Origin of the sequence: Ruegeria lacuscaerulensis, from assembly GCF_013033355.1 — a bacterium.
Taxonomy (GTDB): Bacteria; Pseudomonadota; Alphaproteobacteria; order Rhodobacterales; family Rhodobacteraceae; genus Ruegeria; species Ruegeria lacuscaerulensis_A.
Map to the genome: position 1 here is coordinate 1 of NZ_WQDY01000019.1, position 18,169 is coordinate 18,169.

The 18,169-nt window shown below is 51.6% G+C and carries 9 protein-coding genes; 6 read left to right on the forward strand and 3 right to left on the reverse strand.

Annotated elements, in window-relative coordinates; genetic code table 11:
• The 6 genes from GOW48_RS21335 to GOW48_RS21360 all read left to right on the forward strand — a co-directional run.
• On the forward strand, positions 1–2,067 hold a 2,067-nt coding region (locus GOW48_RS21335), incomplete at its 5' end, for a DUF5801 repeats-in-toxin domain-containing protein (protein WP_214648699.1).
• Positions 2,068–2,156: 89 nt separating this feature from the next.
• Entirely contained in the window at positions 2,157–3,890 is a 1,734-nt protein-coding gene (locus tag GOW48_RS21340) for a type I secretion system permease/ATPase (RefSeq protein ID WP_170756091.1), read from the forward strand.
• A 12-nt stretch (positions 3,891–3,902) separates the two neighbouring features.
• On the forward strand, positions 3,903–5,426 hold the full coding sequence (locus GOW48_RS21345) for an HlyD family type I secretion periplasmic adaptor subunit (RefSeq protein ID WP_170756092.1): 1,524 nt from the start codon (positions 3,903–3,905) through the stop codon (positions 5,424–5,426).
• A 1,287-nt stretch (positions 5,427–6,713) separates the two neighbouring features.
• Positions 6,714–9,068, forward strand: a complete 2,355-nt coding sequence (locus GOW48_RS21350; protein WP_170756093.1) for an arylsulfatase — start codon at positions 6,714–6,716, stop codon at positions 9,066–9,068.
• Between the two features lie 84 nt (positions 9,069–9,152).
• Complete coding sequence (locus GOW48_RS21355; protein WP_170756094.1) at positions 9,153–11,051, forward strand: DUF3604 domain-containing protein; 1,899 nt, start codon at positions 9,153–9,155, stop codon at positions 11,049–11,051.
• A gap of 214 nt (positions 11,052–11,265) precedes the next feature.
• Entirely contained in the window at positions 11,266–11,898 is a 633-nt protein-coding gene (locus GOW48_RS21360; RefSeq protein WP_170756095.1) for a potassium channel family protein, read from the forward strand.
• A 12-nt stretch (positions 11,899–11,910) separates the two neighbouring features.
• Here GOW48_RS21360 and GOW48_RS21365 read toward each other — a convergent pair whose 3' ends face one another.
• The 3 genes from GOW48_RS21365 to GOW48_RS21375 all read right to left on the reverse strand — a co-directional run bounded on the left by GOW48_RS21365 (position 11,911) and on the right by GOW48_RS21375 (position 17,934).
• Positions 11,911–13,599 (reverse strand): aspartate:alanine exchanger family transporter, encoded by a 1,689-nt coding sequence (locus GOW48_RS21365; protein ID WP_170756096.1) that lies wholly within the window; start codon positions 13,597–13,599, stop codon positions 11,911–11,913.
• Positions 13,600–13,674: 75 nt separating this feature from the next.
• Positions 13,675–16,797: an efflux RND transporter permease subunit gene (locus GOW48_RS21370; RefSeq protein ID WP_170756097.1), complete on the reverse strand. Its 3,123-nt coding sequence runs from the start codon at positions 16,795–16,797 to the stop codon at positions 13,675–13,677.
• Between the two features lie 15 nt (positions 16,798–16,812).
• Complete coding sequence (locus GOW48_RS21375; protein WP_170756098.1) at positions 16,813–17,934, reverse strand: efflux RND transporter periplasmic adaptor subunit; 1,122 nt, start codon at positions 17,932–17,934, stop codon at positions 16,813–16,815.
• Between the last annotated feature and the right edge of the window lie 235 nt (positions 17,935–18,169).

Sequence of the window (18,169 nt, forward strand, 5' to 3'; positions counted from 1 at the left end):
GCCTTCGCAATGGAGTTGGCAGGCCAAGCCCTGCAGACGGATGATGCTGCTCTGACCGGTGGTCCGGATACGGACACCAAAGGTGTGGGCGATCTGTTCAACGTGACCATGAATGATCCGGGCGAAGATGGCTTGGGCGCGCTGGTCTACAGTCTGGAACTGGGCAGCAATGCCGGGTCGGTGACCCTGAAAGACACTGCCACTGGCAACACTGTGTTCCTGTTTGACGAACTCGGTGACATTGTTGGGCGCGAAGGCACGAATGCCACAGACGCCGCAACCGGCGACGTTGTGTTCTCGGTCTCAGTCAACAGCAGCACCGGCGCAGTGACGCTGACCCAGGAACGGGCGGTCGAGCACAGTTCGGCAGATACCTCGGGCTATGCCTCGGATATCACCGGGTTGGGCGCGGGCCTGACCGATGCGATCAATCTCGTCGGCACCCTCAGCGATGCCGAGACCGCCGCAGACACCGCGTCGGCCTCTGTCGACCTCACCCAAAAAATCTCGTTCACCGATGACGGGCCGGCCTTCGCAATGGAGTTGGCAGGCCAAGCCCTGCAGACGGATGACGCCGATCTGACGGGTGGGCCGGATACGGACACCGAAGGCGTGGGCGATCTGTTCAACGTGACCATGAATGATCCGGGCGAAGATGGCTTGGGCGCGCTGGTCTACAGTCTGGAACTGGGCAGCAATGCCGGGTCGGTGACCCTGAAAGACACTGCCACTGGCAACACTGTGTTCCTGTTTGACGAACTCGGTGACATTGTTGGGCGCGAAGGCACGAATGCCACAGACGCCGCAACCGGCGACGTTGTGTTCTCGGTCTCAGTCAACAGCAGCACCGGCGCAGTGACGCTGACCCAGGAACGGGCGGTCGAGCACAGTTCGGCAGATACCTCGGGCTATGCCTCGGATGTCACCGGATTGGGCGCGGCCCTGACCGATGCGATCCGTCTGGTCGGCACCCTCAGCGATGCTGAAACCGCCGCAGACACCGCGACGGACTATGTCGACCTCACCCAAAAAATCTCGTTCACCGATGACGGGCCGCAGATCACTGTCAACGACGCATCGGGAAGTTATGAAGCGGGTGCGCAAGGCACGTGGTCGGATTCGCCCGGCGCTGACGCGTTTGACTCGTTGGACATTGAACTGGTCAGCTACGAGATCGACGATAATGGTACTGTCGTGGTCAACGCCGATTTGACCCAGGACTTGGTTAATCCCAACTTGTTCTCTGGCTCAATCACCGATGACTTTAATGGTGATGGCGTCGATGAAACAGTGGATTTCACCATAGAATTCGACAGCCCAACCACCTATGATCTTCAGGTGTCTACACCGCCGGGTTCGGTGGTCGAACTGTCCACGGCAGATGGCAGCCTTGATGCGGGTGGCCCGGATCCGGTGCGGACGCTTACGATCGATACAGAAAGCATCGTGTTCGCGGCGGTCGAGCCAACCTCGACACCTGGCGAGATCCAACCGTTCCTAAATACTCTTGAAGCCAACTGGGAGGGTAGCGCGACATTCCTCAGTGCGGAACAGATGAATGTCAGCACCTCGGGCATCGGGAATGGCAATAACAATTTGAACGGTAACGCCAACCACGGCATTGATGGCGACACGACCTCGGGCGGCAAGGTTGATGAAAGCTTCGTCGTCGACCCGACCGATTTTGACGTCAGCGCCGTGAAGGTCTTCATCGACAACTCCGTGGGCGGGTATGATAACCCGCCAGAGGATCTGTGGTACACGATCTACTATAGCGATGGCACACCCACTAGCGGCCCGATTGAGGTGTTGGACGGCGATCTGTCGTCTGAAGCCGGTGGTCAGGAAAGCTTTGTGATCGGTGATCCAACAGGACCGAACAACATCGACGCGATCCAGCTCTTTATGGGTCAAGGGACCATCAAGATCCCGGTCATCGAGTTCACGACCTCGCAGGAGTTCAATCCCGAATCGTTAGAGATGACCCTAAATGCGACCGAAACCGACGGTGACTCGGATACGGACACTGACGGGTTCACAATCGACCTCGAACCGGTTGTCGCCTGACAAAGCAGTGAAACGCGCAGACCCGGCGCCTTGCCGGGTTTGCACATCCTCACAGCCGTACCAAACCCTTGTTACAGAGTGCCACGTTCATGAATGCCAATCCCGATACAAATATCGTCGACACCACCAGAAAAGCCGTGAAGCGGCTTTTCCCGCCGCTACTGATCGTAAGCTGTGTCGTAAACCTGCTACTTCTGGTGAGCGCTATTTACATGCTGCAGATCTATGACAGGGTTCTGACCACCGGGTCTTTCGACACTCTGGTCTGGCTGACGGTTGTCGCACTTTTTGCGCTGATCATTTACGGAATACTAGAGCAAGTACGACGGATGATCTTAGGTCGTGCAAGTTTCTGGGTTGAATCAGAACTCAGCGAACCGACCCTCAGAAAAGCCATGTCTGACCGGCTGACTGGCGGCAACCCAAAGGCCAGCCTGAACGATGTTGCCAACCTCAGGTCATTTCTGGGCGGAGACGCAGTCCTTGCCTTTTTTGATGCACTCTGGACACCGATCTTTATTGCGTTCATTTGGTTACTCCACCCTGGACTTGGTGTCTTTGCGCTTTGCAGTACTATCGTTCTCTTTCTGTTTGCGCTTACAAATGACATTCTGACACGCAATCCCAACAAGGAAATAAGTGCCAAGCTTCGCCAAAGTGATACGGCAGCGCAGCAGTTTCTTGAGAGTGGTGAAACCATCCGCCCTCTGGGAATGGGTGATGCCTTGCTTGGTCGTTGGCAGTCTTTTCAGGCAGGTGCCCGACGTGAGCACCAGAACCTGAAGGAAAAAACCTCGGGCCTTGTCAGCGCATCACGAGCGCTACGCCTTGCCTTGCAAGTCATGATACTGGGACTTGGCGCGTATTTTGTCCTTCAAGGCAATCTGACTGCCGGAGGGATGATCGCTGCCTCAATTGTTCTGGGCAGGGCACTTGCTCCTATCGAGCGTTCAATAAGTGCTTGGAAAGGTTTCGTGGCAGCGCGTACCGCTATCACCCGTCTCAGGGATCACTTTGCGGGTGAATTTGCTCCCGATTATGAAGTCAACTTACCAAAGCCTCTCGGCCAATTGCAGGTGGAAGAGGTCTATTGTCTCGCACCCTATTCGGGCGAACCGATTCTGGAGAACATCTCTTTCGCTCTTGAGCCCGGCGAGACACTAGTCGTTTTTGGGCCTTCCGGTTCGGGCAAATCGACCTTGTGTCGTTTATTGGTCGGAGCCTGGCAACCAACACGCGGCCATGTAAGGCTTGACGGTGCAGACGTCGGAAATTGGAACCCCGAAAATCTAGGGCCGTGGCTGGGCTATCTGCCCCAAAATGTAGAGCTCTTTCCAGGCACCGTAGCCCAGAACATTGCCCGAATGCGAGACGTCGACGACTCGATGGTAATCAAGGCCGCCAAAGAAGCAGGAGTTCACGATCTCGTTTTGCGGTTACCACATGGGTACGAAACAGACGTTGGCTTGCACGGCGGGCGTATCTCTGGTGGTCAAAGGCAAAGGCTGGGACTTGCTCGTGCTCTACTGGGTGACCCGTCGTTTATCGTCTTGGATGAGCCCAGCTCGAACCTCGATCAGGAAGGCGATGCAGCCCTTGCTGCAGCTCTTGCGCGCTCCAAGAATCTTGGTCGCACCGTCGTAGTTGTGACCCATCGTCCCGCGGGGCTCAGGACTGCAGACAAAGTTCTGGTTCTCAAAGACGGATCTGTCGCCGCATTTGGCCCGCGTGAGAAAATTTTGCAGATCAGAGGCCAAGCTCCAGCCTATCAAACCGTGCGGACGGTGCAATCTAGCAGCGGCAACAACGCAGTAGCAGAGTAAGGTGGTTCGCCAATGAGTTTTTGGGAAGAGTTACAGGAAAACGTGAAGGCTTTCTGTGCTTCGGTGCTTGATGGTATTTTGGGTGCAATTCCAGCCGACTGGTTGGATTGGATCTTAGAAAAGCTACCACCCGCCGTTGACCCGAGGTGGATCGCGGCAATTATTTTATTGCTCACGTTGGTGCTTCTGACATTACTCCTCCGCTCAATTCGACACAAAGCGGTCACAGACTCAACATCGAACCTTAGAGATCTCACGCGCGCGCCGCTTCGCACGGGGTACATCGTCGCAATCGGGCTGGTGTTTGGTTTGGTGACCTGGTCATTCAGCGCCCGGCTGGAAGGCGCAGCCATTGCACCAGGAGTAGTCAGTCCAGAAGGGTACCGCAAAACCGTTCAACATCTGGAGGGCGGAATCATAAAATCTATTCACGTGAGGGAAGGGGACAAGGTGACCAAAGGTCAGGTTCTTTTAACTCTCGACGACGTGCAGGCACGTGCCCGACTTGACGAATTGGTAAAGCGGTACACGCACCTGCTGGCGAGGGTCGCCCGCCTCAAAGCTGAATTAGACGGTTCCGAAATATTGGTCGTCCCGAACAGCGAGAATGTATCCGATGAAGCTGAATTAACACGCGCAATTTCCGATCAACAAGAACTTCTGACGCGGCGAATTACGACACAAAAAGGCCGCGACAACATACTGCGCAAACGCATCAAACAGCTCGACGAAGAAAACCTCGGACTTAAGAAAACGATCGTCGGCTTGGACGAAAAAACACATTTAATTGAGGAAGAAATCCAAGGTGTAACAAGCCTGCTGGGGAAAGGTCTAGAAAGGAAGTACCGACTACTGGCCCTGAAACGCGCAGCCGCAGACATCACGATTGAGCGTGCTACCAGTAAAGCGCAGATCGCCCGCAACAATCAAAAGATCGGTGAAACCGAATTGCAATTACTGGCCATGGTTCAGCAGGAGATAGAAGACTCCACCATGGAATTGTCGGAAATGAAACGTACTCTAGCCGAGTTGGAAAGCGAAATACGATGGCACAGGGATGTGGTCGATAGAACGGAAATACGCTCTCCGATTGAAGGTAAGGTAATGAATGTGCGGATCACTACTCTTTCTGGGGTCGTCCGAAACGGTGAACCGATCTTGGATATCGTACCTTCGAAGGTTCCTTTGATAATCGACGCCCGAGTCAACCCGATTGATATAGATGTCGTAAGTATTGGTATGCCTGCCCGTATTCATCTTACTGCGTATCAACAACGCAACATGCCACAGATATTCGGTTTGATGCGCTCAATTTCCGCAGACCGCATAGTCGACGAAAATACAGGGCAACCCTATTATTTGGCAAAGGTTGAGGTTTTACCTGCCGAACTCGCAGATTTACAGGACGTCGAACTCGTCTCAGGAATGCCCGTAGAGGTTATGCTGCAAACCGGTGAAGCAAGCGTTGCCGACTATGTCATCGGGCCGCTTTTGAGTTCAATCCGACGTAGTTTCCGGGAAAACCACGGCAGTTAACAAAGATTTGGTGATACAAGGTCGGTAGTACACAAAACAAGTTTGAAAGTTCTTTGTTGCTTGATCTCCAAATACTAGAGAAATCCCAATCCGCGTTTTTATTATAGAACTTGCGACAGATTGCCATGCTAGCGGTAATTGACCTTAACTGTTTGCCGCCGCAAGCCAAGTACCGCGTCGAATTGGTCGCAAGCGAGTAGCTTGCAGGGGTCGATCTAGCTCCGCTACACCCCCACTTTCCGTCAGACAATATCCGGCCCCCGCTCCTTCCCCCCGGTCTTGCGGGAGAAGGCCCATCGCTTTCAGGTTCGTATCCGCGCGATGCCTTTTATCGGAGGCTAGCCGCTTCGCCGCGGGCTTCTCACCTGTCCCGCTCTGACTGCGCACGGTCTCGGCGATCCCCGGTCCGACGATTGCCTGAAGACGTCCGTCGACTGGTGAGTTCCGTAGTCGCGTTTCTGCACCGGCCCAGAATTAACAAGGCCGCCTTGCGGCGGCTTGTTTGACAACGAGTTCGACCCAAGTGGTCTTTGGAGTATGCTTTGGCCCACTTTCTTTGAGGTTGTGAGCCTGGCGCGGTGAAGACGTTAAGCAATTGATCCGGGGGATCAATTGTAGTCTGACCGGGCTGTGTAGGGGATTTCTGACGCTGGTTGCGGGAGCAGGATTTGGCCTTTGCCGAACGTCCGCGAAGTTGACTTTCTAACGATACAACTTTGCGCAGTTCTTAACTTCATGAGGATAAGTTGAAGAGTTTGGTTCACTAAAAGAAGACGGACGAGTCGACCAATAAAGGGTCGCCCAAACCTCCACCAAAGCGTAGGTTTGCACTTTTGGGATGTTAAAATAACGTGCAAAATCAACAGGCACGACAAATAATTCACCCAATTGTGCACATGTTTTGACCTAGCCAAAGATGCGACGGTACGAGAGGAGCAAGGTGTCGTGCGGCGTTCAGCATCGGATTGCCTAACCTTAAAGTAGTTTGGCGTCGTTACCCGAAGCAAACTAAACCCTGAGTAGCCTGTTAATCAAAGCGCTCAAGTTCCATTTGCTAACACTGCTAAAGTTTCGAGCAACTCTAGCAGTGAAAATTAGTTCAACTGTGACAGTGATGACGGTCAAAGCTGCCAAATAAACACCGGCACAGCGTGCAAAGAGACCAACACCCAACCGTAGAGTTCTTGGCACCTGAAACAAAGGCAGATCGCCGGCTACCAACATTCATTCGATGTGAACGGTCACCTGAGAAGACCGTTTGAGCAATTAAATCAGAAGGGAAAACACATGAGGTTGCCGAACTTGGGTGCAGCACAAGGTGTAATTTTGGCGAGCTTGCTGTCTTTGTGTGCAACGCCATCTATGTCGCAGGATGACTGGGACCGCTCAGTTTTGCCGATCCCTTTAACTAAATTCAATGGTCATATCGGCCTAAGAACTGGCGATTCCAGTCTGGACTTTCCGAGGCAAGTCGTCGCCCCGGAAGGTGCGCCCAACATTCTTCTAATTATGCCCGATGACGTTGGGTTCGGGGCACCCACAGCATTTGGCGGACCCGTCCCAACAGAAGCGTATGATCGAATAGCCGAAGACGGACTACGTTTCATCCAGATGCATACAACCGCACTATGCTCGCCAACCCGGGCTGCGTTGATATCGGGGCGCAATCACCATTCGAACGCGACCGGTGTAATAATGGAAATCGGCACCGGCTTCCCAGGCTACAACTCCCTCATGCCTAAGGAAAACGGAACTATTGCAGAAATTCTCAAGGGAAACGGCTACAATACCGCATGGTACGGTAAGAACCACAATGTTCCTGATTGGCAGTCGAGCCAAGTCGGACCTTTTGATCTGTGGCCGACCGGCTTGGGCTTTGAACAATTCTTCGGTTTCATTGGTGGCGATACAAGCCAGTTTACCCCTGCTATTTTCGATGGAACCAAACCGATCGAACCGCCCAACACCGAAGACTATCACCTAGACGTGGACATGGCGGATCGGGCTATCAACTATATTCGCGAACAACATGCACTTGCGCCGGAAAAACCGTTTTTCGTTTACTATGCGCCCGGCACTTCGCACGCACCACACCACGCTCCAAAGGAATGGATCGAAAAATTCAAAGGACAATTCGATCAAGGTTGGGACAAGGTCCGTGAAGAGTCGTTCGCCAGGCAGAAAGAACTGGGAATAATCCCTGAAGATACCATTCTAACTCCGAGACCTGAGCAACTGCGTGCTTGGGATTCACTGAACAACCAACAAAAAGAACTCTACGCACGAATGATGGAGGTCTACGCTGGCGCTCTTGCCCATATGGACCATCAAATTAACCGGATCATCGACGCTGTTGAGGAGACCGGTGAGTTGGATAACACCCTCATTATCTACTTGATGGGCGACAACGGAGCGAGCGCCGAAGGCAGTCCGGATGGCCTGTTGAATGAAATGACTTTCTTCAACAACATCGCTGTACCTTTCGAAGATACATACGCGAGAATGGATGAGCTGGGAGGGCCAAATACCTTTGGTCACTTCCCTTCAGCTTGGGCGCACGCCATGAACACGCCATTCCAATGGACCAAACAAGTTGCCAGCCATTTCGGAGGCACACGTAACGGAATGATCATTCGCTGGCCAGCGGGGATAGAAGCCAGAGGCGAAGTGCGAAGGCAGTTCCACCATGTAATCGACATCATGCCGACAATCCTTGAAGCGGTAGGGATCCCAGCGCCGACATCAATAAACGGCGTCGCGCAATCTGAAATTGAAGGCACCAGCATGGTTTACGCTTTCGATAATGCCGACGCCCCATCAACTCGTCGCACTCAGTATTTTGAGATGATGGGCAACCGCGCGATTTACAGCGACGGGTGGGTAGCCACCACTACCCCGCCGGAAGCTCCCTGGATTAGCGTCACCCAGAAAAGCGACGTGATCAATGATTGGATGTGGGAACTTTATAATGTCCAAGAGGACTTCTCGCAGGCCAACAACTTAGCTAACGAAAACCCCGAGAAATTGGCCGAGTTGCAGATCTTATTCTATGGTGAAGCCGCCAAATACAATGTCCTTCCAATCGACAACGACAAGGTCGACAGGCTGGACGTAGCGCTCCGTCCAAGCCTGACGCAAGGTCGTTCGAAGTTCACATATTTCGACAACATGCGACGTATCCCGGAAGGCACTGCACCCGACTTCAAGAACAAGTCACATACGATCACCGCGCATGTTGAAATTGGCGAGGGTGAGACTGACGGAATGCTCGTCACACAAGGTGGACGATTTGGAGGATGGGCGCTCTATGTGTTGGGAGGAAAGCCAATCTACACCTACAATGTCGCCAACCTTGAGCGGTACAACATAGTGGGAGATGTCCTTACGCCGGGCGAGCATATTATTCGCTACGAGTTCGAATACGACGGTGGAGGTGTCGGCCTTGGCGGGACAGGAAAACTCTTTGTAGACGATACACTTGTGGGTGAGGGCCGGGTCGAACGGACAATGGGCTACCGGATATCTCTCGACGAGACCTTCGATATTGGCTCTGACGCAGGAGAACCAGTGAGCGAAGACTATCATGTGCCATTCGACTTCCCAGGAGTTTTGAAGAAAGTCGAAGTTGAATTGGACCCTTAAGAGGAAACCATAACTTGCGAGCGACCAGCGTCCCTAAGGTCCTAACAAAACCTTCGCTCGAAAACGTGGAAATGGAGGCCCTAAATGAAGCTCAGTTTTGCCACCGCAATTTCAATCACAACGCTGGTCGCCGCGACGACCTCAGCCCCTGCGCAAGACCTCTTGCCACCCGCTGATTTAGTCGATGAGCCAAAGGCTGAATACTCACCTTATGTCGACGACCATTTTCCTAACCGTGTTCTTTTCGGTGATACGCACTTGCACTCCTCGTGGTCTGCAGATTCAGGTATGGCAGGCGGAGTGTTGGATCAGGATGCCGGGTATCGCGTATCACGTGGCGAAGAGGTGACAAGCGCGCTCGGTTGGAGGGTAAAACTGATCCGCCCTCTCGACTTTGTAGTGATGGCCGATCATGCCGAAAACCTCGGCCTCGCAGATTTTATCCGTCGCTCGGACCCGCTAATTCTGGCCAACGAGACCGGTAAACGCTGGCATGATATGGTTAAATCCGGCAACGGATATGACGCATTTCTTGAGTGGCTGCGCGCTAATGATACCGACTTGATCAACGAGCCAAAACTGCTCGCAACGGCATGGGATAGTGCAACAACCAACGCTGACGAATACTACCAGCCTGGAACATTCACCACATTTCATGGCTTCGAATGGACGTCTCACCCCGGCGGCAACAACATGCATCGCGTTGTGATCTTCCGTGATGGCAAAGATCGCACTTCCCAAGTGTTCCCATTTTCGCAATACGACTCCACCGATCCCGAAGATTTATGGGACTACATGGCGGCTTATGAAGAGAAAACCGGCGGTCAGGTCCTTGCGATCCCGCACAACGGTAATTTGTCGAATGGGCTTATGTTCGCATTAGAGACCATTGACGGGTCAAATCTGTCAGGGGAACCAATCGACGCGAACTACGCGGCCAAGCGCATTCGTTGGGAGCCTTTGGCGGAAGTTACCCAACAAAAAGGTGATGGTGAGGCCCACCCGCTTTTGTCCCCAGACGATGCGTTCGCCGACTTTGAGACGATCGACGCTGGCAATCTAAACGGTCAGGGCGCAAAGACGCCTGAGATGCTCCCTGCTGAATACGCTCGCGAGGCCTTGAAGACCGGCCTTATGGCAGAGGCAAACCTTGGCGTTAACCCCTTCAAATTCGGAATGATCGGTTCAACAGACAATCATACTGCCCTGCCCACTTCGCGCGAAGAGAACAATTTTTCAAAGGCTTCATTCGTAGAGCCCGCTCCTGACCGTGCTTTCCACCCGCTTGTTGCAGCCGACGACCCCGCATTGTCTATCATGGAAGCCGACGTCGGTGCTTCGGGTCTTGCAGCTGTTTGGGCAAGGGAAAATACCCGCGAGTCAATCTGGGACGCTATGGCTCGGAAGGAAACTTATGCAACTTCCGGAACGCGCCTTTCTGTTCGAGTTTTCGCGGGCTGGGATTTCAACGCTGAAGAGGTTTCGCGCCCTGACTTTGCCCGTACCGGCTATGCCCGCGGGGTGCCGATGGGTGGCGACCTGACCGACGCGCCAAGTGGCAGCTCTCCGACACTGATGATCCGTGCTCTGCGTGATCCCGACGGTGCCAATCTTGATCGCATTCAGATCGTGAAAGGCTGGTTGAACGACGACGGCACGACTTCAGAGAAAATCTTTGACGTAGCCTGCGGTGATCGGGCTGTCGTCGATCACGCCTGTGATGGAGATGTCGGCAACACTGTCAATGTAGCGGATGCCTCTTACACCAACACGATAGGTGAGCCGTTATTAACCGGTTACTGGATTGACCCGGAATTTGATCCAGAAAAGCGAGCATTTTACTATGTTCGTGTGATAGAGATTCCGACGCCTCGGTGGACAGCTTACGACGCGAAGTTCTTCAATGTCCAAATGCCGGAAGGCACTCGGATGCAATTGCGGGACCGCGCTTACACTTCCCCCATTTGGTATACGCCAAAATAGGTGTTTAGCTAAAACTCAAAAAGGAACGCGGCTCACGCACGTTCATCCTGTGGTTTCTTTCGCACGGGATAGCGGCACATAGTCGAACAAAACTGTTTTAGCAACACAGAGGTGCGCTGAGACTAACGCGATGACACCGAAATCTTCCCGACGATATAGTATGAAAGACCAACCGCGCCTCAATGACTAGGCCATGAATTGAAACAGCATGCTTATGCAGCATAACTCTTACTTGTTGTTAGCCTCGTTGCTACTCATGATCGTGATGTCTCCACTGCTGGAGAGTTTTGTCCTTGGGCAAAGAGTTCTGGATGTGATTTTTTGCCTAGTGCTAACGAGCGCTGTTCTTTCTTTGGCAGTTCGTCCCACAGTACAAATGGCAGCAATAGCGGCAGCTTTGGCAACTCTACTCGTTCGTTTAACTGGCGCATTAGATTTCGGAGACGCTTGGTTCATAGTAGGGTATATTTTGTCCCTATTATTGTTGGTACTTGCGTTCATCAGTTTGATGAAAGCCATTATTGCAGCCGACTATATTAACCTGAAAGTCATTGCCGATGCTGTGTCCTGCTATCTATTGATCGGCATTGCTTGGGCACTGATTTTTTCAATAATACATACAGTTTTGCCACATGCTCTAGATTTTGGAGAGCCTAACGGATCTGAAAAGTGGAGTAGTTACATATATTTAAGCTTTATGACACTCACAACCCTCGGTTATGGAGACATAACCTCCAACAACGCGGTTGTTCAAATCTGGTCAATCTTAGAAGCGGTTGTAGGAGTTCTTTTCCAAGCAATACTAATCGCGAGACTTGTCAGCCTATATGGGACTCACACTAAGTAGCTCGAATAACTATCAAAGCAGCATGATTAGTGTTCCAAGAGCCGTTAAAAGTACATTGGCAAGCGCGTAAGTTCCTGCATAGCCAAGGGATGGAACGGAACTCTTCGCCGCTTGTTGAACAATCCCGAGAGCTGGTGTGCTTGTCATTGCACCAGTGAGAGCCCCTAAAAGTAAGGCTGGATTCATGTTCAGAACGATCCGCCCAAATGCATATCCAACCAATAGTGGGATGCACGTCACGACAACACCACAAAGAAATAGTTTCGGCCCGACTGCACCAAGAGCTTCGATTATGCCACCGCCGGCATTTAGGCCAACGCCAACCATAAAAAACAGCAACCCTAGCTCCATAAGAATAAAGCGCGCCGCAGCTGGCATACGACCAAACGTTGGGCGGTTGGCCCTGAGAAAGCCAACTGCTATCCCTGAAACAAGTAGACCGCCGGCATTACCTATTCCTACGTCAATTCCACCAATTCTTACTGTTATCTGACCAATAAACAGCCCTACGACTATTCCGGCTGCAAATGTCAACAAGTCGGTTTCCACTGCGGCCCGCTCTTCTACCCCCAATATCGAAACTAACTGCTGCAAAGCGGCACGCTCGCCGGTCAAATACATCACGTCGCCACGTTGGACCCTTGTCGAAGGTGACAGCGGCATTTCTATTTGCGAGCGTGTCAATCGCGTCAGTCGGCACCCATGCTCTTGTTGGATTGCAAGCTGCCCGATCGTTTGACCGACTGCGAAGCTGGAATTGACAACCACTTCAACAACGTCGACCACAGCGTCTACCAAGTCTTCGTCTAGCACTTCGCGGCCGAGCTTCATTTCCTCCCGAATTTTCTCATGTAGTTTCGGCGAGCAAAAAAATGCGAGTTTGTCACCAGGCTCAAGAGTTGTGTCTGGCGACACGTCGATTATGTCGTTGCCGCGCTTTAACTTATAGATGGCGCCATAGTCTTGATATTGAGACAAAAAATCGGATGATGCTTGAGCTACGGTTTTCTTTTCGTAATCGACAGATGGAACCTCGTAAGCCCGTAAAATTGGGCGCTCGGCCTCCTTTGCTGAATCCTCAGCAACAAAGCCGCGTTCCTTCGCAAAATCTTGCGCCTTTTCAACCAGATCAATTTTAAGCAGGCTTGGTAATAGCTTAACAAGCAGCAAAAGACCCACGGTACCAAAGATATATGTAATCGCGTATCCTACACTGATGCTCTCGATTATCGCCTCAGAAGTTGAACCGGCCGGAATTGGAACCAACCCGGCTTCTACAGCGTTCTGCGCCCCTACAAGTGTAGGAGTACTCGTCAATGCCCCTGCCATCAAACCAGCGGCAAGCGCGTTTTCCAAGTCGACCACAAGCGCCAGTCCAACCACTAATGCAAAAGAGCCCAGTGACATAAATAGTGCGATGGTCAAATAGCTGAGGCCATCTTGGCGCAACACGTTAATAATTTGAGGACCCGCTTGCCATCCAACCGAGTAGATGAACAAAGTAAACCCGATTGATTGGACGATCGGATCAATTTGAAATCCAAAATGACCGAAAACCAAAGCGCACAGCAAAACACCGCCGGTAATCCCTATCTCGAATTGACCAATTTTGACGTTGCCTATCACGTAACCGATGGCAATGATCGTAAAAACGACCAACACCGAGTTGGCTGAGAAAAGCTGAAAGAAATCGATAGTCATCTCTGCCCCGATGTAGAGGGTATCGTTGTTCTCGCCTTTGGTTGCTTTACCGGCTGGAAAGATAACCCCAATTAGTTACGTTGCTGGCTCCTTCACACGATAGTAAATCGAGTAGAAGACCGGAATCATTATCATCGTGAACACCGTCCCAAAGGCCAATCCGACGGCCATCGTCGTTGCCATGGCGACCCAGAAGATATCCTGCATCAATGGAAGAACCCCAAGAATCGTTGTACCTGCGCCAAGCAAAACCGGGCTTAGTCGAGAAACAGCAGCATTCATTACCGAGTCATACTGTTCCATACCTTGCGATTTATTCAGATTGATTTCGTCTAACAACACAATCGCATTTTTTATCATCAACCCGATGAGGCTCATGGCCCCAAGCAACGCCATGAAAGAAAAGGGTTGCAGGAATGTTAGCAAACCAACGGTAATACCGATTATCGCCAGCGGGACGACCGAGAAGATCACAAAAACTGGTCGAATAGCGTTGAAGAGCACCACAATCAAAAACACGATAATTATGATAGCGGGCGCCGCACCGGGCTGAAGCGAAGTTTGACTGTCCACTGTCCCGAAGTATTCTCCTCGCCATTCCAACTGATAACCGGGAGGCAAGGGTATAGCCTCGAACTCCTCACGGACACTTTCGAACAACGTTGGAAATGTAACTTCGTCAGGGCTGGCCTGAATAGTTACAGCGCGCTTGCGATTCCAGCGCACAATAATTGGGTCTTCCAGCTCAACTTTGATGTCTTCTGTTACCGCAGAGAGCGGCAAGTTCTTTACAGACAGGGCTGGAACGACCTGCAAAAGCTCAAAGTCTTCGGCAGTTCGTTGCCTTTCATCGTCGACACGTCGAACAATAATTGGCAAGAGATCTTCGTTTTGGCGATAGAGTCCGACGGGCAAACCGTCAAATGCCGCGCGAGACGCATTCGCGATATCAGCGCGAGAAGTTGCGGTCCAAACACCCGTAACCTGATCAAACTCAGGAACAATCTTTGGAACTCGATTGCGCATGTCGGTCCGGATGTCCTTTGCGTAGGGCGACTTTTGAAGTATCTCCACCCCCTGCCGCGCAAGATCCCTCAACACTTCCGGGTCTGCATTTGCCGGGCCCGAGAACCTTGCCTCGAACGGCCAGGTAAAACCGGGACCTGCTGTGAACTTTCGAACTCGGACCATTGCCTCAGGCAGGTTATCCACAACCCATGGCTCTAGTTCCTCGACAAGGCTATAAACACTGTCTAGATCGGTCGTGTTAATAATGACTTGTGCGTAGCTTTCGTAGGGAAATTCTGGATCAACGGGAAGATAGAATCTGGGGCCTCCGGAACCTACAAACGTGGAAACTCCGGAAACACGCTCATCTCCCTCCAGGTGATCTTCCACCCTTTTTGCCAGAGCCGAAGTTTGTTGAATGCGCGTACCTTCAGGTGCCCAGATATCGACCATAAACTGCTGCCGCGTCGCATCAGTGAAGAAGAGTCGATCTACGAACTGGAACCCGTAAAGCGCGGATCCGAACACTGCCAGCATAACAATTACGGTAAGCCAGCGCACTCTGATGCATGTAGACAAGACCGCGCGGAACATCGTGAAAACAACGCCTGCATATGGATCTCGTGATGAGTCTCGGTCAGCTTCCGAGATCTTGATAAGATCAACACACATCAATGGCGTGATTGTCATGGCAATAAGCCAACTTAGCAGCAGCGAAACCCCTACCACCACAAATAGTGAACCGGCATACTCGCCTGCATCTGCGGTTGCTGCGAAGATTGGGTAGAAAGCCATCATTGCGATAACTGTCGCGCCCAGAAGAGCCCAACTCGGTTGGGCAGCGGCTTCAATGGCAGCCGCCTTGCGATCCATTCCTTTCTTCAAACGGACAGCCATACCATCTGCAACTACAATGGCGTTATCGACCATCATTCCCAGAGCAATAACCAGCGCACCTAGAGAAACCCTTTGAAGATCAATTTGCAGTATAGACATTACAATGAAGGTGCCGAGGATCGTCAGGATAAGCGCACCGCCTATTACCAGCCCCATACGCCAACCCATGGCCAGAGCAACAACGACTAGGACGATAAGAACCGCTTCGCCCAAGTTTATCATGAAGGCGTTTATGGCTTCCGTCACGAGATCGCTCTGCCAAGCGATTTTGTGCATTTCAATTCCCAAGGGAAGGTTGGCCTCGACAATGGCCAAAGCCGCATCCAAATTTCGTCCTGTGTCTACAATATTGCCGCCAGTCACATTGGCTATTGATATCCCAATTGCGGATTGGCCATTGAATCGCATGACATTGATGGGTGGTTCCAGGTAACCTTGTCTGACATCTACAACGTCCTTGATTGCGATTGTTTCAGCACTGCGGTCTCTGGGGCGAGTTGCCTCATCAGCAAAATCCGCGGGAATATCCAGAGCTTTGTCCAGCAAGCTTGTACGGACTCGTAAGTTCCCGATATCTTCCGGGCTTTTAAATTCTCCAGTCGGCGCAATTCGAAGGCGCATATCGCCAAGCTCTAGTTGCCCCGCATTAACGACCTGGTTCTGCAGTGCCAGCGTTGCAACAAAGTCTTCCGTCGTTACCCCGAGATCCAGAAGCTTTTGTTCCGAAGCATCAAGGTAAATAACCTTTGGCTGCACTCCCCAAGTTTCGACACGTGCAACTCCTTGAACAAGCGCCAGCTCTTTGCGGATCGCCTTTACGTATTCTTCCAGTTGCGCGTAGGAGAAACCGTCGCCCGTTATCGCAAGAACGAACCCATACACAAAACTGAAGTCGTCGATAACGTTTGGGGTCATGGCTCCTGGCGGAAGCTGACCATGGACATCCCGAACCTTGCTACGCATCTTGTCCCAAACTTGGGGCAAGCGGTCCGCCCAATACTCCTGTTTGATTTCGACCTTTACAATTGAAAGTCCAGCTTTTGAGTAAGACGTAAGAAAACGAAGTTCCGGGAGTTCTTGAATCGCAGATTCTATGAGGTCAGTAACCTCTAGCTCAACTTCTTCAGGGCTTGCACCAGGATATTGAGTAATCACGATCGCGGTTTTGACTGTAAAATCGGGATCTTCGAGTTGGCCAAGACGGAAATAACTAAAAGTTCCGATGACCAAGATAAGGAACAGCGTAAAATACGTTACAACTCGGTTCTCAATGGATATCTGCGGAAGTGACATGGCTGCCTCCAGAATTTAAGGCGCTTCGACCCGGACCTTTTGGCCCTCGGTTATGACATTGACACCTGCAGTGACGATACGATCCCCCGCATCAAGCCCTTGAACAACTAATCCCCTCCCCCCGATAGAAATTACTTCAACAGATTTTGGAGAAACTGTGTTTGACGCTTCATCAATAAGCCAAACGAAAGTGTTTCCCGCGTTTTCCCCGTCAGGCGAAAACACAGCTGCGCTGGGAATCTCAACACCGGTCTTCGCCCAGTTCTCGGGCAGTCGTACACGAGCAGTCGCTTTACCGGCCATCCCGGGTTGGATTTTGGCTTCGTCAGGTTGATCCATTACAATTGTAACTGGATACGTACGAGTGCTGAGCGACGCCTCAGAACCTATCCTGGAAATTTCTGCAGGAACTTCTAAATTCGGTAGGCTTGAAAAAGTAACGCTGATTTCTTCCACGAAAGGAGCCAGCCCTATAAGAGCTTCTGGAACGCCGATTTCCATTTCGATCTGGGAAGTATCCAGGATGCGCATTACCGGTTGTTTCGCGACAACGTTCTGAAAGTTGTCCGCAAAAACCTCCGACACAATCCCATCGAAAGGTGCTTTCAGTTCCGTATAGTTTAGGTTGAGACGAGCAGCGTCCAGCAAACCTTCAGTCGCTTCAATTTTTGCCTTGGCTGCATCGACAACCATAATTTGGTCGTCGACGTTGGCCTGAGAAACAAAATCATTTTCGAGCAGTTTTTCTCTGCGCTCCAATTCTGTGGTTGCGTTGGACAATGCCGCTTGAAGAGAAGCTTGTTCCCCTTCAATTGTGCGAATCCGAGCTACATAAGGCTCCGGGTCCAAAGAACCGAGAATTTCCCCTGATCTGACAGTCGATCCCACATCGACCGGTCTGGTAATCATTCGCCCCGATACTTCAAAAGACAGGTTCACTTCCCGTACAGCTTCGGCTCGACCAGGATAGCTGTCAGTCCGAAACCTTTCTGTGTCACCCACGATCATCGACAAAACCGGTCGAGCAGGTTTTTCTGTCGCTTCGGCACTATCCTCTTCAAAGCACCCTGCAAGTACACCTACAAAACAAATCGTCATCCAAAACTTGGCGTGTTGTTTAAAGCAAGTTTTTCCCATTTGTTTTACTCTCACTGAATTGGACAGGTTGGATGACCGCGCTGTTTGGCTTTCCGTTCGTTACTCAGACTTCATCGTAGGCGCTTAACTTTTCTACACAAAACACTCATTCAAACCTTTGAATAAAAAGTGCTTTTAGTGAACGCCCTACCGAATCGGTCATCTAACTGGCAGCTACGTAACTAGTGTCAGCAGTCTCATTTTTTGGTCGGCGCAGAAGAACTTTCCTGAACAC